The sequence below is a fragment of the Companilactobacillus metriopterae genome (assembly GCF_002762335.1).
In the GTDB taxonomy this organism is placed as follows: Bacteria; Bacillota; Bacilli; order Lactobacillales; family Lactobacillaceae; genus Companilactobacillus; species Companilactobacillus metriopterae.
The window spans coordinates 301,268-325,662 of record NZ_CP024610.1; the positions used below are offsets into that span (position 1 = coordinate 301,268).

Below are 24,395 nucleotides of genomic sequence, written 5' to 3' on the forward strand. Positions count from 1 at the left end.
ATCTAAATTTTGTCAGATTAAGTTATAAAGGGCGCATGGTGGATGCCTAGGCACTAGGAGCCGATGAAGGACGTAGCTAACGACGATACGCCTCGGGGAGCTGTAAGCAAGCTTTGATCCGGGGATTTCCGAATGGGGGAACCCAATTATCGTAATGGATAATTACTTATATGTGAATACATAGCATATAAGAGGAAGACGCAATGAACTGAAACATCTAAGTAGTTGCAGGAAGAGAAAGAAAAATCGATTCCCTGAGTAGCGGCGAGCGAAACGGGAATAGCCCAAACCAGAGAGCTTGCTCTTTGGGGTTGTAGGACTGACGACATGAGAAAAAATGTAAGTATAGCTGAATGATTTGGAAAGATCAGCCAAAGAGAGTGAAAGCCTCGTAAGCGAAATGCAAGCAACTCTAGTCAGTATCCTGAGTACGGCGGGACACGTGAAACCCCGTCGGAATCTGGGAGGACCATCTCCCAAGGCTAAATACTACCTAGTGACCGATAGTGAACCAGTACCGTGAGGGAAAGGTGAAAAGAACCCCGGGAGGGGAGTGAAATAGATCCTGAAACCATGTGCCTACAAGTAGTCAGAGCCCATTTACGGGTGATGGCGTGCCTTTTGTAGAATGAACCGGCGAGTTACGTTTGCATGCAAGGTTAAGTAGAAAATACGGAGCCGTAGCGAAAGCGAGTCTGAATAGGGCGAATTGAGTATGTAGACGTAGACCCGAAACCAAGTGACCTACCCATGTCCAGGTTGAAGGTGAGGTAAAACTCACTGGAGGACCGAACCCATGTACGTTGAAAAGTGCTGGGATGAGGTGTGGGTAGCGGTGAAATTCCAAACGAACTTGGAGATAGCTGGTTCTCTCCGAAATAGCTTTAGGGTTAGCCTCGTGGTAAGGATCGTGGAGGTAGAGCACTGTTTGGACTAGGGGCCCATCTCGGGTTACCGAATTCAGATAAACTCCGAATGCCACCGATTTATACACGGGAGTCAGACGATGAGTGATAAGATCCATCGTCGAAAGGGAAACAGCCCAGATCACCAGTTAAGGTCCCAAAATTTATGCTAAGTGGAAAAGGATGTGGAAATGCCTAGACAACTAGGATGTTGGCTCAGAAGCAGCCATTCATTCAAAGAGTGCGTAACAGCTCACTAGTCGAGTGATTCTGCGCCGAAAATGTACCGGGGCTAAGCATAATACCGAAACTGTGGATGCATCGTAAGATGCGTGGTAGGAGAGCGTTGTATGAACATTGAAGCTGTACCGTGAGGAGCAGTGGAGTTCATAGAAGTGAGAATGCCGGTATGAGTAGCGAAAGATAGGTGAGAATCCTATCGGCCGAAAGACTAAGGTTTCCTGGGGAAGGCTCGTCCTCCCAGGGTTAGTCGGGGCCTAAGATGAGACCGAGAGGTGTAATCGATGGATAACAGGTTGATATTCCTGTACTAGTTTAATTTGTTTGAACGATGGAAGGACGCAGGAGGATGATGTGTGCACACAGCTGGAAAAGTGTGTCCAAGCCGCGAGTCTTGATATGAGTTAAATGCTTATAACTATAAGGACAAGTTGTGATGGGGAGCGAAATTTAAGTAGCGAAGCACAGTAACTCACACTGCCAAGAAAAGTTTCTAGTTAGAATTAAACTACCCGTACCGCAAACCGACACAGGTAGTCGAGGAGAGAATCCTAAGGTCAGCGAGTGAACTCTCGTTAAGGAACTCGGCAAAATGACCCCGTAACTTCGGGAGAAGGGGTGCTGGTGTAAAAGCCAGCCGCAGTGAATAGGCCCAAACAACTGTTTATCAAAAACACAGGTCTATGCTAAATCGTAAGATGACGTATATGGGCTGACGCCTGCCCGGTGCTGGAAGGTTAAGAGGATTGGTTAGCTTCGGCGAAGCTAAGAATTGAAGCCCCAGTAAACGGCGGCCGTAACTATAACGGTCCTAAGGTAGCGAAATTCCTTGTCGGGTAAGTTCCGACCCGCACGAAAGGCGTAATGATTTGGGCACTGTCTCAACGAGAGACTCGGTGAAATTATAATACCCGTGAAGATGCGGGTTACCCGCGACAGGACGGAAAGACCCCATGGAGCTTTACTGTAGCTTGATATTGAGTTTTTGTGTAACATGTACAGGATAGGTAGGAGCCGTTGAAGTCGGAACGCTAGTTTCGATGGAGGCATTGGTGGGATACTACCCTTGTTATATGAAAACTCTAACCTACGCCGATAATCGCGGCGAGGGACAGTGTCTGGTGGGCAGTTTGACTGGGGCGGTCGCCTCCTAAATAGTAACGGAGGCGCTCAAAGGTTCTCTCAGAATGGTTGGAAATCATTCGCAGAGTGTAAAGGTATAAGAGAGCTTGACTGCGAGACTGACAAGTCGAGCAGGGACGAAAGTCGGACTTAGTGATCCGGTGGTACCGCATGGAAGGGCCATCGCTCAACGGATAAAAGCTACCCTGGGGATAACAGGCTTATCTCCCCCAAGAGTTCACATCGACGGGGAGGTTTGGCACCTCGATGTCGGCTCATCGCATCCTGGGGCTGTAGTCGGTCCCAAGGGTTGGGCTGTTCGCCCATTAAAGCGGTACGCGAGCTGGGTTCAGAACGTCGTGAGACAGTTCGGTCCCTATCCGTCGCGGGCGTAGGAAATTTGAGAGGAGCTGTCCTTAGTACGAGAGGACCGGGATGGACATACCTCTGGTGTACCAGTTGTTCTGCCAAGGGCATTGCTGGGTAGCTATGTATGGACGGGATAAGCGCTGAAAGCATCTAAGTGCGAAGCCCCCCTCAAGATGAGATTTCCCATTCCGTTAAGGAAGTAAGATCCGTTAAAGATGATGACGTAGATAGGCTGCGGGTGGAAGTATGGCGACATATGGAGCTGAGCAGTACTAATAGATCGAGGGCTTAATCGAGTAAGTGGTTTAAAGTGTTTTAAAATTTCTTAATATCTAGTTTTGAAGGTACGAGGTACCAATAGTGTGGTGATGATGGCAAGAAGGATACACCTGTTCCCATGCCGAACACAGAAGTTAAGCTTCTTAACGCCGAAAGTAGTTGGTGGGAAACTACCTGCGAGGATAGGAAGTCGCCACGCTATAAGAATATTCTATAGATGAAAAGATGGATAACGAGAAATACTCGTTATCCATCTTTTTTTGTCTAAATCAGTTTTAATATCAATTTTTAGGTCTAAATTGGTTTAAGATATATGTCATTATTTTGGATAAAATGAAAATTGGTGTTTATTCCCCTTGGAATAGGCTTTTGAAATATATAAGCTTTTGATTATCGTCATTATAAGGTAAAAAAAATTCAAAATAAATGATCTAAATTGTGTTGCATAATCTATATCAGTGTATTAATATAACAGTATCAATAGAAAATATTGTTGGAATTATATTACTTATTTCCTTTTACATCAATGGGTTGAGGGGTTTTCAAAGGAGATACAGTTGGGGAGAATTTATTATGATTTATGGCGAAGGTTCCTTATTTAAGAAAATAATAACATGGTTATCGGTTCTTACTATATTACTTCCGGTAGCTGCGTACTCTGGACTTGAGGTTGCTCAGGCCGCACAGTACGAACCGAATACATCGAGTGACGTCGATCCGAGTTCTTCATTAAAGACGCCGACTCGGGATCCTAACAAGATAGTTAAGATCTCTATATCTGAAAAAGATGATGTACCTATTATGAGCTTGAATATTAATGCTACATCAAATGATGTTATCAAGAAGGGTGATAAATTGGAAATCACGTTTGACAAGAAAAATGTCGATGTGAAGAAAATTCAGCGGGCCTCCAATAAAGTGAATGATCTTTATGACGTTACTAAAACTAACGGCAAACTGATTGTTAACTTCAAGAAGGATTCAACGAATGCCAATTATCAAGAAACTTTTGGGGTTGCTACTAAGAATGTAAAAGCAAACACAAAAGCATATGCTACCTTCGCCGGTAAATCAATTGATATAAAAAATAATAAAATTCAATCTAAGGTAAATACTTCTCAACGAGAATCAAACAATTCTCAAGAAAGTAATTCTAATAATGAAGAAAAATCTAATAGTGATTCTGAGGGGGACGCTAATAGGTCAGCTACTACACAATCAGCTGCTTCTTCACAAAGTGCTAGTCAGTCACAATCAACGACTAGTCAATCATCATCTTCGCCTAATCCAACTTTCTCAGAAGCTGAGAATGCGGTTAATGATCGTACTACTATAGAAGTTTCAGGTACAAGTAATGTAACTTCTTCTAATCAAACAACTAACTCTGAAACAACAACAGCTCCAAGTACACAATCTACTACAGCTGCTGTATCAGAAAATAATGTAACTCCAGAAGTTCAATCTTCTAACGCAGAAACTACATCGATTGAGGGATCAGATGTGGATTCTAACGTTAATTCAGATGAAACTACAACTTCTAGTACTGATAACGATGCTACAGAACCTGCTACTACAAGTTCGGTAACACCAACATCTACTACTCAAGCCACAAATGATGGCTATATTGAATTCCAAAGTCAAGGATCAAGTGATCCTAAAGCTACTTTGGATAATTATTTATCACAAGGTCAAACTACAACTGGTAGTGAATCTACTGATGTAAATGAATCAAACCAAGAGTTTGTTCAAATTTACAATCATGTAAATAATAAAGCTACTGGTGCTACTTCTGATGAAGTTGCTGAAATTGTAAAAGACATGCCAACTGTCTGGAATTATATTGGACACAACACACTTGAATCTGATACTGAAGGTCAAGTATGGAAGTTCCATACAATTCTTGATTCAGGTCGTGATCTATTTATTACAATAGATACAACTGCTAATCAAGCAAGTTATAATAAATTACAAAAGCAAATGCCACAATTGGCAAGAAGTTTTGGACGTTCAATCGAACCCGGAGCTCTTGATCAAGCGATGGACATCGATACACTTAAGAAATCAGAAATTTATCAGGAATATTTAGAGGGAAAATATCCTGAAAATTCTGATTCCACAAGTGCAGCGGATGCTATCAACACTGTGTTGAATCATTCAACTATCAGTTTAGATGCACCAACTAATGGAGCTAGTGTTGTTTCTCTTCCTAGCATTTCTGCTATAGACACAGATGCTATGTTGCAAGAAGCAATCAATAACTCTAATGGTTCATCTACTCATGGTGATGCACAAGTTGTCAATGACAATAGCTCAATGCAACAATTTGGTGCTATTCAAAAAGACACTTACAACAAGATGACACCATGGGCTTCTGAAGCTGAAAAACAAGAAATGACTAAGTCTATTCCTACAATCTGGAATTACTTGTCAAATTCTGTTGATAAAAATGACACTGTTGGTAACTACCACAACTTCGTTCTTAGATCATCTGACGGAAGAGATATCTACTATACAGTAGATGGTCGTGTTATTCCTGATGGTAATAAGTTCGAACAACAATTCTCTTCTGTTTTGGCTTCATTAGGTAAAGATATGAAGGCAGGGGACTTTGATCAAGCTGTTAATAACAGTGCACTTCAAACTTCTGAAGCATATCAAAACTATATGAACCAAGCACAAACTAACTCTGCAGCTTCTGCAGTTGCTGCGCCTGTTACTGCAGGTTCATCTCTTGCTTCAGCTGCCGCTGGATTACCATTTGGTATTATAACTAAATTATTGTCTGCTCCATTAGTTCTAGGTGGTCTTTTATTAGCTCCACTTGCTCTTGGTGCAATGGCTCTAATCACACCAGTTGTAGCTATTACTGCTGCGTTGGCAATACCATTTGTTCTTCCAATTATTACAATTGTGATTCCTGCATTACTACTTGCACCAATCGCAATCCCACTATTATTGGGTGCATTACCATTGATTATCGGTGCTAAACTAGCATTTGGTGTCTTTGATCTTATTAATACATTTATCTTTAGTACAGTTGTATCTGTTCTATTAACTGCACCAATCGCTATCTTTAATACTGTTGTAGGTCTTGGACTAGCATTGCTTAACACATTGCTTGGATCAATTCCACTTGTTCTATTGGACATTGTTCTTCCAATGGTATTGAATTTTGCAATTACTGCAGCTATCAGTACATTTGTACAATTCTTAACATTTAATGCATTACTATTTATTAACGTAATTAAAGCTGTTGTTAACGGAATTGTTGATATTGCTCTTGCTCTATCATTTATTGGATTCCCTCTAGCAGTTATTAAAGGTTTACTAGATCTAGTTCTTCTAGGTTTAGGTCTATTGAATACACTATTGTTCCCACTAGCAGCTGGTGCTCTAACATTCTTGTTACTATCACCAATTGCTCTATTGAACACTCTTGGTCTAACATTGTTCAACGTTTCTCTACCATTTATTGGTGCATTCGTTGTTTCAACTATTCTAAGTGGTTTGATTGCTTTAGGAACATTTGCTTTAAATCTTGTACTTAAAGTACTTCTTGATTTAATTAACGGTGGAATTAGACTAGCAATTACAGCTATTATTGCAGCTACAATTCTACTTGGACTTCCATTACTAGTTCTAGGTGGTCAAGCACTTCTATTCTTCGCTTTACTATTAATTAATGGTATAGGTGCTGTCGCAATATGGGGATTGATCAATTTAGCTAAGACACTAATGTTATTAGGTCTTGCAATTGCATTGTTCACATTGCCATTACTAGGTACTTTTGCTGTTAATACTGCAATCAAGTGGGGAATTAGAGCACTTGTTCATTTAACAAGATTCTTTATTGGTATGTTTAAACTAGGATCAAGATTGGTTCTATCATTTGTTCTAGGTCTATTGAACCTAGCTGCCGGATTAGCTAAGGCTGCTTCTGTAATTTCCGCTGTTGTTAGTGGAGTTATTGCAGCTCTTACAGCATTGATTCCGGTTGTTGGACCGGTCCTTGCACTTCTTCCTTTAATTATTTCACTTCTTTCATTGGCTAATGCGCTAATTCTACTTCCTGTAAAACTAGTACTAGGTCTATTGAACTTGTTATCATTAGGATTCCTATTGTTAACACTTCCATTGCTTCTATTTGTAAGACCAATTATTTCTATTCTATTGGCATTAGGTGCTGGATTAATTTCTGATATTATCACTGGTCTATTGTCAGTAATTCCATTCCTATCAGGACAACTATTACTACAAGGACTAATCACATTACCATTATTACTATTAAACTTATTTAATGCATTACTTGTAGAACCTTTGATTATCAATGGTTTGGCATTGGCTCTAACACTAGGTACACCATTATTATTGGCTATCGGTGGATTAGGACTAATTGCATTACTTGGTCTATTATTGCTATCACTAAGATTGCCACTATTGGCTCTTGCAGCACTAGCTCTACCAAGTTTCATTCCATTCTTTAATATTTTCATGGATCTATTATTCGTATTGCCATTAATCTTATTGGTACTATCTGTCTTGAACTTGTTCATTGGTCTTCCATTGAAATTACTTCTAGACACAATTGTTAACTTATTAATCCCATTCCTTGTATGGTTAGGAAGCAAGCTATTATTAGCTCCAGTATTTGGACCTATTGCTCTTCTAAACCCATTGAACTGGATTAATCTACCACTATTATCTCTAGTTGGTACAACTCTTAACCAATTGATTTTGAATGCTATCTTACTACCTCTAAATCTTGTTGTTAATGGAATGCTAAGTTTCATTCCTGCAGCACTTGTATCATTCCTTGCTGGATTGTTACGTGCACTTCTAGGTGGAGTACCATTCTTACTATTATCACTTGGTTTACTATTGCCACTTGTACTAAATGGATTCCTTACTGCATTAGTTCCAGGACTTAACTTAGTTACTGTTCCTGTAGGACTACTTGCAGGTTTGATTGGTCTACCATTAGTTACACTTGGACTATTAAACAATCTATTTACAAACATCCTTTGGTCTGTAGCTTCATTTGTAATTACATATGTAACAGCTAACATTCTAAAAGATCTATTAACATTATCTCTTGTACCATTACTATTACTATTAGGAACACCATTGTTCTTATTCGGTAACTTGTTGGGAGCACAATTTATTCTATTCCCACTACTATGGCTTGGATTGCCATTGTTAGCACAAGGATTAACATTTGTTACTCTTTGGGGACTAACATTGCTTAAGAGAGGAATTGAAGTAGCTCTTGATATCTTTAATATCGGATCAACACTTCTAACACTTCCTCTATGGTCAATACTTCCAGTAATTAACTTACTAAGAAGACTTGCAGCACTAACTGTTGCACTACTTCTACCAATTGGTATTTTAAAAGCCGGCTTTGACCTTATTAAGAACGTTGTAGAACTAGCTCTTGGATTTATTCTTCCATTGGGACTTGGTCTTATTAACTTCTTACTATTACTACCTCTAACAACTCTAAACTTCTTAGGCTTGAAGTTTATCAATGTTGCTATTCCATTGGTATTGTCACTATTGGCAACACTTGCATTATCATTTGCAATTGCTGGTTTAACAGTACTTGCTATGATTGCTATTCAAATCTTTAACAGATTACTAAGAATAGGGGCACAACTACTATTATTAGGTGCAATTATCCTATTATTCCTTGTTGCTCTACCAGTTATTCTAGGCTTAGCCGCTTTGAATAACTTGTTACTTCTTGGTTTCAATCTATTTATTGGATTTAATATTTGGTTAGCACTAACATTGCTAAATAATCTTCTTGTTTTAGGATTCTTATTAGGATTGTTCTTACTTCCTGTTATTGGACAACTTGTAATTAATACAGCTGTTAAGTGGGGAATTAGAGCAGTTGTACATCTAGTTAGATTCTTTATTGGCTTGTTCAGATTAGGCGCAAGACTAGTTCTTCAATTTATTTTGGGACTAGCAAGTCTTGTACTTGGAGTCGCCACGGCAGCCAGCGCAATTATCGGAATAGTTAGTGCATTACTAGCAATTCCTTCATTGCTTGTTCCTGTTGCCGGTCCTTTCTTATTCCTATTCAACGTAATCACAGCCTTAATATCACTAGTAAACTTCTTGATTCTATTACCACTTAAATTGATTGCTAGTCTATTGAATGCATTAACTCTTGTGGGTCTTCTATTAGAAATCCCATACTGGTTATTCATTAGACCACTTACTTCAGTATTGTTGGCTCTTGGAGCAGGGGTTATCTCAGATATTGTTATGACTCTTCTTTCATTGCCATTAGTATTGTTAAATCAATTCCTACTATTTAATCTAATTGGTATTCCTGCTATTCTTCTAAAAGCCTTCAATAACTTGGTTCTATTACCATTGTTATTAGCTGTTAGTGGATTGGCATTAGCTCTTGGATTGCCTTTTGCTCTAATGATTGGAGCACTAGGATTGCTAGGTCTATTAGGTCTACAATTACTAGGATTACAATTCCCAGTACTTGCATTGATTCTATTATTACTACCTAACTTAATTCCATTCTTAGATCTAATTTTATTAGCACTAAACCTATTAGGTCTAGCTACTCTATTGATTAGCGGACTAGGTCTATTGCTTCTACCAGTTAAATTATTATTAGACTTGCTAAATACATTCCTTCTACCATTATTGGTAGCTGGTCTATCATTCTTATTACTACTACCATTATTAGGATTAATTTCTATTCTAAATCCTCTATCATGGTTGAATAACTTAATCGGTGCAGCTCTAGTTACATTGCTAGCTAAGGTATTATTCTACCTAGTAGCTCTACCATTAAGCATTCTTAACAACTTACTATTAAGTTTAATTCCTGCAGTACTTGCTGGATTACTAGTAGGTCTATTGCGTGCACTATTTGGTGGACTACCATTCTTGCTTCTAGCACTTGGTCTTCTATTACCATTAGTTCTTAATGGACTACTAACAGCACTAGTTCCTGGACTAAACTTGATTACAGTTCCACTTGGACTACTAGCTGGACTAGTAGGACTACCACTTGTTCTATTAGGTCTTCTAAATAACCTAATCAAACAATTGATTTGGAACGTACTTGGAACAATCGTTTCATACTTATTCCTAAATCTATTCTTTGACATTGCTTTATTACTTCTATGGCCAATCTTAATGTTGCTTTCAACATTGCCATTATTCTTCATTAACTTATTAGGTAATGCACTATTACTAAGACCACTTCTATTATTTGGTCTACCATTGTTAAATCAATTGTTAACATTTGGTGCATTAGTACTATTTAACTTAATCAGAAGAGCATTGGAATTTGGTTTAGAATTACTAAACATTGCTGGAACACTATTAACACTTCCATTATGGACAATTCTTCCAGGAATTAATCTATTAAGAAAACTTCTTGTTGGATTAGTACTATTGAGAATTGTTAGAAATATTCTTGTTGGATTGATTAAGGCATTCTTATTCTTAATCTTGCCATTAATTAATGCGTTCTTAGGATTACCACTAGCTATTCTTGCTGGTATTGGTACTTTCTTGTTAACTAACGGATTCAACTTGTTGTTACCATTTGTTATTGCTCTTGGTCTTTCAATTCTATTGGGTATTGCAACTCAAATTCTTACAACTCTTGGTTTAATCGCATTAGATATCTTGAGAAGAATATTTAACCGTCTAGTTAAATTAGGATTACTTGCATTATTCGGACTATTGTTCGCTTTTGTAGGAATCCCTCTTGTACTTATCGGTCAAGTAATTGGTTTCTTCTTATTACTAGCTCTTAATGCATTTATCGGTTTTGTTCTTTGGTTGTTAAGCTCTATTGCAAAAGATCTTGGTCTATTGGCAATTGCTGCTGGTTTGTTCTTACTTCCATTAGCTGGTCAACTTGTATTCGCTCTTGTTACAAAATGGACTATTCGCGCTATTATTCATATTATTAGATTCTTTGTTGGTGCCTTTAGATTGGGTGCTAGATTGGTTCTTTCATTTATCATTGGTTTGGCAAATGTTCTTACTGGTCTTCTTAGATTAGCTAACTTTATTGCAGGTCTTGTTAATGCTGCGCTTTCTGTATTGTCATTACTTCTTCCTGTTCCGGGTTGGTTATTATTCCCTCTATTTGCTCTATTGACTCTATTGAATATTGCTAACGAATTATTCTTACTTCCATTAAAACTATTCTTAGATCTATTGAGTCTTTTGGATATTGGAACATTACTATTTGTTTCTCTTCCTTACTTCTTATTTATTCGTCCTTTGATTTCTATCTTGATGGCTCTAACTGCAGGTCTTGTATCTGACGTTATTCTATTCTTGATTGGTTTACCTCTATTCTTATTGGGTCAACTTCTTCTTCAAGGACTTATTACTTTACCTTTAGATCTTTTGAGATTGTTCAGCATCTTTATTGCTGCTCCTCTTCTTATTAATGGTTTGGGATTATTACTTGCCTTGAGTATTCCTTTCTTCTTAGGTCTTGCTCTTCTTGCATTACCTCTTTTGATTGCTGCTGCTCTTGTTGGCTTGGATCTTCCTTTAATTGGTTTAATCCTTCTTGGTTTGCCTAGTCTTATCCCATTCTTAAACATTGTTATGGATTTGGCTTTCTTCATTCCTCTTGCATTGCTATTGATTAGTCTTTTGAAACTTCTTCTTCTTCCTTTGAAGATCTTCAATGACTTCCTACTTAATACTTTGCTTCCTCTTGGATTAACTCTATTACTTATTCCTTTAAACTTATTCTTATTTGGTCCTCTTAACCTTGTTAACTGGTTACTAGCTCCTATTCTTTCTCTATTAGGTGCTATTGCTGCTCAAATTATTGGTACTTTGATTGCTATTCCTGTGAAGTTTGTTCTTAACTTATTGTTAAGTTTAATTCCAGCTTTAATTGCTGGCTTCATTGTTGGTCTTCTACGTGCTCTATTGGGTGGTTTACCTTTCTTCCTATTATTGAATCTTGCTAGTCTATTGCCTCTATTATTGTTGTTACCTCTAGTCCTAAATGGTCTTCTAACAGCTCTAATTCCTGGTTTAAACTTGTTAACTGTGCCTCTTGGACTATTAGCTCTATTGCTTAGTTTGCCTCTTCTTCTTGGTTTACTTCTAAGTGGTCTTGGTATTCTTGGTAACTTATTGGGTCAATTGTTCTGGAGTATTCTTGCTAATATTGCTACTTACTTCTTAAGTAACTTAATTCTTGATGCTCTTGCTATTATTTTGATCCCTCTATTGTTGCACTTACTTGGTTTGCTTTCATTACTACCATTGCAACTATTTAACTTGTTAATTGGTTTCCCATTATTATTTGGTCTTGCTATTCCTTTCTTACTTCAATTGTTGAACACTGTGCTTCTTTCTCTATTTAATCTTTTGAAGAGAATCGCACTTTCTATTCTTGATCTTATTAATATTGGTCTTACTTTATTAACTCTTCCTCTATGGTCTATTCTTCCTATTTTGAACTTCTTGAGAAGGGGACTATTCTGGTTAAATGCTCTTATTCTTGTTCCTTTGAACTTTGTAAAACTTATCTTTGATGCTTTAAGACAATTCAATCATTTCTTATTGAATCTTGGTTTGGGATTACTTGCCGGTCTTGGCTTGGGTGGTCTTGTGGCTATTCCGCTATCACTTATTGGTTTGGCTATTTCTGGATTTAACTTGTTATTCTTGTTTATTCCTCTAACTCTATTCAATTTGGTATTCCCAGCTCTTGCTTCTATTGCTTTGAATCTATTACTTCAAATCATTGCGGCTATTGCTTTTGATGTCTTATTAGCTGTCTTAAATACTATTATTTTGTTCTTCCCATTCGGTATTATTTTAAGAGTTATTCTTTCTATTATTGGTTGGATTTTAGTCGCTATTAGATTAATTTCTACTGGTCTTTTCTGGTTAGTTAACCCGCTACTTATCTTCAATGATATTGCCGTAGCTGTATTGACATTTATCTTCTTCAAGATTCCTGTCTTCTTGATTCTTTTTGCAATTAACTATGCTGTTAAGGTCTTTATCTGGTTGACTCCATTAATAATTCATGAAGTAAATGTATTATTGTTACTATTGTTCAATCTATTGTGGCCTTTGCCTATTAAATTAATTTTATTTATTGCTGGAGAACTAATTGCTGGAGCATTAGGATTAAGTCTTGGTTTACCAGGTGTTGTTTTGAATTGGATAATCGTATTCTTACCATTATTCACAGCATTAGAAAATATCTATTGGTTAATTCAAGTCGTATTAGGAATTTTGATTACCATTCTTAATTTGATTTTTGTATCAATAGCATTATCAATTGTTGCACCTATTGAACTATTTATAGTTACTTGGTTAGCAATGTTTAATTCAATCTTATCTTGGATAGTATTGAACTTAGTCTTGAGATTTATTGCCAATGCTTTAGTTATTATTAACTCAGTATTCTACTTTATAAATTCAATTCTAGGATTGCCATTTAAGATATTACTTGGTCTAACATTACTAAATTACATGTTATTATTGCCATTAATTTTAATAGGTAATTTCGTACTATTTAATCTTTTATTACCATTAATTATGGGATTAATTGTTGGTTCTTTAATAAATGGGTTGGTATGGTTTACTGCATTTAATGCTTTGATTATTCCAGTTCTATTTGTAATTGGAACTTTCCTAATATTATTTATTTTAGATTGGTTGTTAAATGCCATTCCAAATACATTAATCGTTGCCTTTTTCTTCTTAATAAATACGATAATTATTACTTTGATTAAGATACAAGTTGACAAAGTAGTTTCATTCCTTGCCGGATTAGCACTACTAACTACTGTTCTTTCATTATTGTTCTTGATTGTAGTAATTACTTTAGGATTGAATATTTTAGTTTATGCATTACCTTATATCGTTCTCTTCTTCATAATTAGAGAGATGTTCCCATTCATTAAGTTATTAGATTTATTACCATCAATTTCTGCTTATATATTCTTCTACTTAATACCGCTTTATGTATTTAGTAGTTTGATGTTGCCTGGTCTAGGCTTTATAGGTGCATTATTGTTACCATTAACTATTAAATTTGTACTATTTGCTGCATTTCTTGCTATGCCGGCAACATTGCCTTTGGTAATTATTGGTCAACTATTAGTTGATTTAGTTAGAGTATTGACATTATTACCAGTCAATTTATTCCCTAACTTCTTATCACCACTACGTATCTTTAGATATCTAATTTTCAATCCAATTGGATTAGCTGTAAATTACTACAGACATCTACTTATCTTTACACTTATCCAAACTATTTGGATTTGGAATTGGATTGATCCTATTAGACTATTTGGAAGATTTATATTAACAATTACTTTTGCAACTTGGATGCTAAATGTTGTTGCAGTAATTCCATGGTTAACGTTTATTTTCCAATTAAGTAAAGATGCATTGTTACAATTTAGAATTATTAACACAGCTGTCTTATTAACAGAACTTGGAATTCCATTATTCTTGTTACTAGTGATTCCAGTTATTATTTTAGTTGGAATTGCAGCAATTGTGTTCTTACCAATTGGTCTATTGTTTGGTAATTTATTACAACTACCATTGTTGTTATTAGTTGAATTAATAAATACACCAATTATGTTCTTATCCTCAGTTGGTATTGTTTATAACTTATTACAAATATTCTCAAGACTAGCCGTACCATTTTTCTGGGGTTGGATTACAAAAGATTATGACATGATAACTCTCGGTGTAAGATTCTTTACTGTTGGTGGAGTTATTTGGGACATAATTAAACATTCGTTTACAGTTCAACTATTAGGACTTGCAGTTTCAACATTTACATTCTTTGCTGCTCAATTACTACCATTATTGATTCCTAATACTTACTTTAGAGTATTGTGGACTCTATGGAATAGTGGAATAATTTTAGCCTTGGCTATATACCATGCAGTTCAAATATTTGTATTTAGATTACTGGTTGCTCCTTGGTTAATAGTTAGTTTCTTTAGAGGTTGGCTACATGCTATTATTTTTGATATTTTTGAAATTATAGATATCGCATTAGCTGTTGTTACATTAGTAGTAAGAGTTGGAATTGTTGGATTAAGTTTAATTAATCTGTTAATTCCTGGATTAAGATTAATACCACTAATTACTATAATTAATTCAGTTATCTTGTTGAGTTCAAATGTAGTTTCATTTGTAATATTCTACATAATAATGTCACCGCTTGATGCATTACTATGGTATGGACTTTGGTTCCCAATATTAGTACTTGGTGATTTCTTTATACCTTTACTATTTGCTCCAATTTTCTTGTATTTTATTGCTTCATTGATACTAGGATTTAGTAAGCTTATCAAATTTGCCATTATTCTAGCTTTAATTGCATTTGTATTTACAAGTCCATTTACATTCTTAACCCCAGTTAACTTATTAATATTCTTGCCAGAAGTAGTTATTTTTGCTTTATTAGTAAATCCATTAACTATTTCATTATTAATACAAGTATTCTTAGATATTTCACTATATGTTTTCCAAGCATTGCTATTCTTTGTTCCATTTATTGGACCAATATTATCGACAATACTAGGACTTGTAGGTCATTTAGGTACATTTGTAGACTTTACTTTGAATGTTATTAAATTAACTGTATTAGATTTATTTATTAAACTTATTATTGTTTTAGGATTTGTACCTTCTTTAATAAATACTTTCCTTACTGTTTTAGGTGGATTACCTTCACTTCTATACAGACCTTATGATTTGGTATCCGTACTATTGTTTACAGTTGTATTGTTGCCAATGTTATTATTAGATCCTTTGGCAACCTCAATACCGTTCGCATTATTAGCTGTAACATTGGGTGTATTCCAATTGCTATTTATTGCCCAAATACCTGTATATTTAACAATTAGATTTATTGAGGGACTATTTGTATCACTTTCTCAATTAACTCCTCTAGCTTCTCTTGGATTGGGACTTTTATTAACAACTAATGTTCCAGCATTTGAATTTGTTATGGATGTTATTGATCATGTACTGGTATTTTTACTTGGTGCAGTTATATACATTGTTGTTCTGGTTATTAATAAATATGTGTTTGGTGTTGTTTCAATATTTGCTGCACTATTACCTTTCGGTATTGATTGGATTCCTTTAATTGCTGATCAAACTACAGGTATTAATGCTCTAGCTTGGACTTTGATTCCATTACTAGATATTGCTCTTATAGGTGAACAGGCTGTACGTATGCTATTTTCATTAGCAATATCTTCATTGCCTATTGTTAATTTATTGTCATTTTATGATGTATTAGTTGGATTTATTACTTTAAATCCAATTAGTGCACTGTTCTTGCCAATACATTTGGGAATAGTATTGATAAGAGTCCTTTACTTATATGTCCTTGGAGCTTTGAATTCAATTAATTGGATTTTAGGACTGGTAATATCAACTTTTGTTGAAGTTTTTGTTGCTAAAATTTTCTACGGAATTTTACTTGGTATTAACATTTTGGAAAACTTGGGTGGTATTATTGCTTCTCTACCAATTATGTTCTTAACACCAGGTGGATGGTATGAAATGATATTTAAGTTCTTAATTGAGCCTATATCTTCTTCAATCCTATTCCCAGTATTTATCTTTGGTAATATTTTAGCCTCGATTCATGAATTATTTGTTTTCACAAATACATTACGTTTTGGTGCTCCAGGTGGATTAATTTGGTTTATCTTAACTCTTATTGTTAACGTTGTTGTTGGAGCCGTTGTAGGATTTGTTGCCATCCTTATTGATGCCATTATTTTCCTAGTTGACGCTATATACAATGTTATTGGATATATAATTTATCTAGTTCTTAGAGTTATACCATTCTTACTTCCTGCTATTAATGCAATTGTGATTGCAATTGGGATTATATTTGGTGTAATTAATATCGGTATAGTTGTTCCTATTGCTGTCCAAATGATACTTCCAGCTTTATATGGTTTAGCAATGGGATTGTTAGCAGCACTAAATACGTTATTGTTAACATTGTTAGGAAACTTAGTTCTATCTCTACCATTCTACCTAGTATTTGGTCTATTGTTACCATTAACCTTATTAGGTATTAAGATATTAATTGCATTATCTATACCATTTGAAATAATAAACGCACTATTCAGATTACTATTCATACCAATAACACTACTATGGGCAGCTTGGGATTGGTTGAAGTATCTAGTTATCAAACCTCTAATAAATCTTGGTCTTAACTTATTAGGCGCATTTATTATCGGTTTACTAGGTCTTCTACCGCTACTTATCAACTCTGTATTAGGTTTCATTGCTAAGTTGATCTTAGATCCTCTTGCATTCCTTGGTCTTGTTCTTCTTCCATTGGTTCTACCTCTATTGTCTCTATTATTGGGACTTGGTTTACCATTGTTTGCTGGTTTAATAGGAATCCCAGTATTCTTAATTGATACATTTAGAGTGCTAAAAGATATTGCCAAACTTCTATTCAAGTTATTCCTTGAATTTGTTGTCTTTGGTGGTTTCCCAGGTCTTATTAGAATCGGTATTGATCTAGTACTTTCTGCTCTATTCTTTATCCCTCTACTTATCAATCTCGCTTCTCTAATTAACTTGTTATTGCTACCTCTAAATATCTTTAATGATATTTTGGCAAATCTATTATTACCTCTAGGATTGTTCTTACTTTCTCTACCTCTTAGCTTCTTGCTATTTAACCCATTGAATCCAATTAATTGGTTACTAGCACCACTTCTAACTGGTTTAGGATTACTGTTAACAAATCTATTACTACCTCTAATTCTTGTTCCTCTACAAATTCTATTGAACAAGTTATTGAGTTTAGTTCCTGCATTGATTGCTGGACTTGCTGTTCCATTACTAAGAGGTCTACTTGGTGGTCTACCTCTAGATATTCTTGGTAAATTGGCTATATTAGGTGCATTACTAGGATTACCAATTGTTAATATTCTTTCTCTAATTGGTTCACTTATCCCAGGACTTAACTTAATCGCATTGCCTCTATTGATTCTTACTCAATTGGCTGCACTACCATTGTTATTGCTAGGTCTACCACTACTAGGTCTACTTAACCTTGATATTTTGAGAAATCTTCTAGGACAACTAATCTGGAGTGTTCTAACATTCTTGATTACATATCCTATCTTTAACCTAATTAACAACATTCTTTCATCATTGTTAGGTCTATTAACACAAGCATTGCTATTCTTACCATTACTTCTATTCAATCTATTATTGAATGGTTTAGGTATTCCATTGTTTGCTGGTTTGTTGTTACCAATTATCGGTAAACATCTATTGAGATTAGCTATGTGGGCACTAAGTCTATTAAATACTGCTCTTAAACTATTTAACGGATTGTTAGGATTAGCTCTTACAATTCTTACAATGCCAATTTGGTTCTTCCTACCTCTATTGAATATCATTAGAAGAGTTGCCTTCTGGTTGACACTTCTTGTAGGTATGCCATTAGATATCTTGAAGAAACTTCTTAACCTATTCGTAGGTGTTCCATTGAAACTATTGGCTCTTCTTGCAATTCCTGCATTACTTGGTTTAGGTGCTATGTTATTAGGTCTTCCTCTAATTACTTTGGCATTGAAATTCCTATTCTTACCTCTAATTGGTAAGTTACTAATTCCATTACTAGCATTACTATTAGCTCTTCCTATTAAGCTATTAGCTGATCTATTATTATTGCCATTGCTATTTATTGGAAATAGACTTCTAAGTCTAATTCCTGCGTTACTTCTAGGATTGATCTTGCCATTACTTCTTGGCCAATTGCTAGGATTTATCAAGTTACCACTTGATTTACTTGGTCTACTAGGTCTTCCATTGCTTCAAGGCCTTGTATTCTTAGGACAAATCTTAGCTCTTCTAAATCCTCTTCTATGGCCATTGCTTCTATTGCTTACACCATTATGGTGGATTCTAGGTGCATTGCTACCATTCAAGATTTTAGATGTTCTAAAAAATATTCTTGGACCTCTAGCTGCTCTTCCTCTTGATCTATTACTTCTATTAGGTCTTGGATTGCTAGCTCTTCCATTGTTTATCCTTTCATTCCTAGCTCTAATTAACCCATTGTTATGGCCATTGTTCTTCTTAGTTCTATTGCCTCTACAATTGGTATTGGGATTGATTCAACTTCCATTGGCAATCTTCAACGTATTGAAGGATATCTTCAATCTAACTGTTCCTGCATTGCTAATCTTTATTGCCGCTTCTATTGTGTTCCACTTGATTAATGGTCTAATTAATCTATTGTTGTTACCAATTCTTAGCGGATTACTAACATTGCCATTAGTACTTCTAAACTTTGCTGTACTAACATTGTTAGGATTCCCAATTATTGCAGGTCTTCTTCCATTAATTCTTGGTAATCTTGTAGTGCTATTGTTAGCTGCCTTTGGTCCATTCCTTGGATTATTATTAGGCCTACCAGTAATACTTCTAGATGGTCTAAGATTATTGGCTGATCTTGGAATTCTATTATTCCTTGGATTGCCTCACTTGATTCCATTCTGGAATCTTCTAATGGCTGGTCTATTCCTTATTCCAGCTATATTGAATGGTCTTTCTCTATTCAATCTTCTAAGAACTCCTTTGAAGTGGATCTTCGATCTATTCAATCAACTTCTTATCCCTGGTCTAGTGTTCCTTGGCTCATTACTTCTATTAATTCCATTCTTCGGTTTGATTTCTCTATTGAACCCATTGAAGTGGATTAACATGGGTATCCTTTCTGCTATTGCTACTCTATTAGCTAAGATTGCCGCTACACTATTCCTATTACCTCTATTACTATTGAATAACTTGATTCTAAGTATTCTTCCTGCTCTTCTTAATGGATTTATTCTTGGTCTTCTAAGAGCTCTACTTGGTGGTTTACCTCTAGATATTCTTGGATTACTTGGATTGCCTCTAATCAATCTTCTATCTCTTCTTGGTCTATTGATTCCTGGTGTTAACCTAATTGCCTTGCCTCTATTAATTTTGACACAGCTATTAGGATTGCCATTACTATTAGATACATTAAGAAACTTAATCGCTCCAATTCTTTGGGGTCTACTTGCAAGCCTAGTTGTATATCCAATTGCTAACCTAATTAAGAACATCTTGACTCTTCTAGGTCTTCCAATTCTTTCTATACTTCTAACATTGCCTGTATTCTTATTCAATGTACTAGGTAACGCTTTGGCTCTACGTCCATTACTATTGTTCGGTCTTCCATTATTGGCTCAAGGCTTAACATTCTTAGGACTACTACCATTGCACTTATTAACTACAGCGCTACAACTTATCAATAGTTTGATCGGTCAAGCTTTGGCTCTTCTAACATTGCCAATCTGGCTAGGTCTTCCTCTATTGAATGTAATTAGAATCGGTTTGATTCTATTACTTCTACCATTGTTGTTACTACACGGATTTAACAACATTATTAAGTTGTTCGGTCTTCCATTGCTTGGTTTTGGTTTACCATTACTAGCTGGTTTAACAACATTGCTTCTTGGTCTTCCAATAATCACATTGCTAAATATGCTTCTATCATTGCCAATTCTATTGGCATTGCTATTGCCTCTATTAGCTGCTGGTTTATTGTTACCAATTAAACTTCTAGTTGATCTAATCCTATTACCACTATTACTTCTAGGTAATAAGCTTCTAGGTCTTCCTCTAGCATTGCTTGCTGGATTGCTACTACCATTGTTGTTAAGTGGATTATTCAGACATCTATTTAAACTACCATTTGATTTAGCTAAACTTATTGGCTTGGTTCTATTCAACTTGTTACTACCATTTATCCCTGGTTTGAACATCTTGACACCAATTCTATGGCCACTTGGCTTATTGCTACTCCCTCTTGCAATTGCTGACGTCCTTAGAGATATCTTTGGTAATTTACCAATCGATCTATTGAACTTGCTTGTTCTAATTCCATTAGTTCAACTTCTTACTCTTCTAGGTCTATTGATTCCAGGTCTTGGATTACTACTTGCACCAATTCTATTACCAATCAACTTGTTCGCAACTCTAGTTGGTTTACCTCTTGCTCTTATCAGAACAATAGGGGATATTGCTAGATTACTTCTTCTAGGATTGCCATTAGCTCTATTAGGAACTATTCTTGCATTGCCAATTATTAATCTAATCAATGATCTATTGAGCTTGTTCTTAACTCCACTTCTAAGTGGTCTTCTAACATTGCCATTGTTCTTGATTAACTTAGTACTATTGACTCTTCTAACATTCCCAATAGCTAAGGGTGTTCTACCATTTATTATTGCTAATGTTCTTGGCGCTCTTGTTGCCAATGCATTGCCATTGTTACTAGGATTACTATTGAATGGTGCAGTTCTTCTATTCAATGCTATCCGTAACGCTATAGATCTATTTAATATCATCGCTCAACTATTGCTTCTAGGATTCTTGATTCTACCTGGATTAATTCCATTCTTAGATCTATTCTTAGACTTACAATTCTTGATCCCTGCATTATTAAATGGTCTAGCAGTAATTGATCTTGTATTACTACCTCTTAAGGTTCTTCTTGATCTATTAGTTAACGGTCTATTGCCTCTATTGGTAGCTCTAGGATTAAACCTATTACTACTACCAGTATTTGGACCACTTCAATTGTTTAACCCTCTAAACTGGATCTTTGTTCCATTGCTTTCAATTCTAGGTTCTCTATTATTCAAAGCATTGACATTATTCGTTGGAGTACCAGCTCTATTGCTTCTACATAAACTAACTAGTTTAGTTCCTGCAATTCTTGCTTCAATTGTTGTTCCATTATTGAGAAGTCTTCTTGGTGGATTGCCATTAGATATTCTTGGACTATTAGGATTACCTCTATTGAACTTATTGTCATTAGTTGGTCTTCTAATTCCTGGTGTTCGTCTAATTGCTCTTCCTCTACTAATTCTTACTCAATTGGCTCTATTGCCATTACTATTAGATACATTGAGAAACTTAATTGCACCAATTCTTTGGGGATTACTTGCTGGATTGATTACATATCCAATTGCTAACTTGATTAAAGACGCATTGTCATTATTATTGTTACCAATTCTTGGATTATTATCATTCCTACCAATCTTCTTAGGAAATCTAGGTTTGAATGTCTTTGTAATAGCTCCATTGCTATTCATTGCTCTTCCTCTATTAGGACAAGCTTTGACATTCTTCTTGGTATTACCAATTACACTATTAACAACTGGATTGAAACTATTTAACAGTCTATTGCCATTAGCTCTAGCTATCTTGACAATGCCACTTTGGTTCAACCTACCATTGCTAAACTTCATTAGAAGGGCAGCGTTCTGGTTATTATTAGTAACTGACTTGCTACTATTGCCATTCAAACTATTGAAGAACTTGTTCAGAGGTCTAGTGGAAACTCCATTCCTATTGTTTGGTCTTCCTCTTCTTCTAGGACTTGGTTCATTCTTGCTTGGATTGCCTCTAGTTACACTAGCTATGACATTACTAAGCTTGCCAATCGTATTGACATTATTGCTTCCTCTAATTGCTGGATTAGTTAACTTACCAATCAAGTTATTAGTAGATCTATTGTTGCTACCACTAATGCTTCTAGGTAATTTATTATTGTCATTACCAATTGCATTTGTACTAGGTAACCTAATTCCTCTATTATTAGGTGCTCTAAACGGATTGATTAAACTACCATTTGATTTATTTGGTCTTCTAGCTCTTCCTCTATTGTTAGGTCTAGGATTACTAGGTAAACTATTCGTACTAATTAATCCATTGCTATGGCCTCTACTTCTAGTGCTAAACCCACTATTGTGGACAATCGCACTACTAATTCCATTCAAGCTAATTGATATCTTGAAGGATGTATTAGGACCATTAGCTAACTTGCCACTTGATCTATTGAACTTATTGCTTCTTGGTGGTCTAGGTATCTTGACTCTATTGAATATGTTAAATCCATTATTCTGGCCATTATTACCTGTCTTACTACCATTAGCTCTTGCTCTAGGTCTAGTAGCTATTCCACTAGCACTTGCTAAAGTACTAGTTGATAACTTGAAACTTCTAATTCCATTAGGATTGATGTTATTACTATTACCAATTCTAAATATTGGATTAGATATCTTGGGACTATTGGCATTGCCAATTATCTCTGGCTTGTTGACACTTCCATTGTTCTTGTTGAACTTAGGATTGTTAACAGGACTAACTCTTCCTATCGTGAAGGCTATTCTTCCAATCATTCTTAACGGTCTATTGTTGCTAGCAATTAGTAACTTGCCTCTATTGGCATTAGGTCTTCTAATGATCTTGTTAGATGTTATTAATGGTATTAGATTGTTCAACGATGCTATTCTTTCACTACTATTGTTACCAGGATTCCTAAAGGTTCTTCTTGATCTAGTATTGTTACCTCTATTACTAATCATCAAACCTCTAGAATTGATCTTGTTACCACTATTAGCTAAGGGATTAACAGACTTGTTACTATTACCTCTAATGACTCTAAACAACTTCTTAGCACATCTAGTACTAGTACCATTAGGATTATTGTTAGGTCTATTGAATGCATTGTTCCCATTAGTATTACTAGCATTACCATTGAACTTGTTGATAAGACCATTATTAACATTGGGTAATTTAGGATTACTAAAACTTGTATTACCAGTAGTACTAACATTGTTTGTTGGAATTCCTCTATTAGGATTACTAGCACTACCAGTATTAAATGGATTTATTGCACTTCCATTAAATCTATTAAGTCTATTAGGATTATTATTCAACGCATTACTAATCCCATTAGCACTAGGCATGATTACACTAGGACTATTAGGTGGTGTACTAGGAACACTACTAATGTTAATAGGAGTGATCGGTCTATTAGGACAATCAATTCCAGGTATGAGCGGACTTAATGCAAATGGTACTAAGAAACCTGCATTAATTCTAAGTCCATCATTTACAAACGGTGGAAATGGAAACAATGTTATCCGTGAGATTCCTTCATTAGGATTCTGGGTACATTACGATATTATGATGGTTTGTTGTTATACAGATCTTCAAGGCGTTCATCACTCTTACTGCAAATACTATTTCGACTACGACGAAGAAGGCAATGTCATCAATTATTGTGACTGTGTAAATCTTTCTGAAGAAGGGGATAGAGCAGATCTTGATAATTGTAATTGTTATGATTCATTAACAGGCGATCAAGTATGTGGATACAAAGATAACAATGGAAACTTTGTAGAATGTATCTGCAATGCAGCACAAAGAGCTGTATGGAACCAACAAAGATTTAATAAGAACACTTATGCTTTCAATTAATTGTTGAAAAGAAAAGGGACTATCCATTTTGGATAGTCTCTTTTTTTGTTTTATTTAAGTTTTTAGTTCTAAAAAATGAAACCTGACAACAATCTCTTTATTATTTTTAATAATTAA

At 35.5% G+C, this 24,395-nt stretch carries 1 protein-coding gene and 2 rRNA genes; all 3 read left to right on the forward strand.

The window, feature by feature from the left end:
- Positions 1–15 precede the first annotated feature (15 nt).
- The 3 genes from CS873_RS01475 (at position 16) to CS873_RS01485 (ending at position 24,278) form a co-directional block, all read left to right on the forward strand.
- A 23S ribosomal RNA gene (locus CS873_RS01475) occupies positions 16–2,932 on the forward strand.
- Between the two features lie 65 nt (positions 2,933–2,997).
- Positions 2,998–3,114, forward strand: a 5S ribosomal RNA gene (rrf, locus tag CS873_RS01480).
- 374 nt (positions 3,115–3,488) lie between these two features.
- The gene (locus CS873_RS01485; protein ID WP_099974122.1) at positions 3,489–24,278 is read left to right on the forward strand and encodes a hypothetical protein; all 20,790 of its coding nucleotides are present in this window, start codon (positions 3,489–3,491) and stop codon (positions 24,276–24,278) included.
- Positions 24,279–24,395: the final 117 nt, after the last annotated feature.

What these genes read in the sequence shown, in the direction of transcription:
- CS873_RS01485 (WP_099974122.1), top strand. Translation starts at nt 3,489, where the DNA reads ATGATTTATGGCGAAGGTTCCTTATTTAAGAAAATAATAACATGGTTA.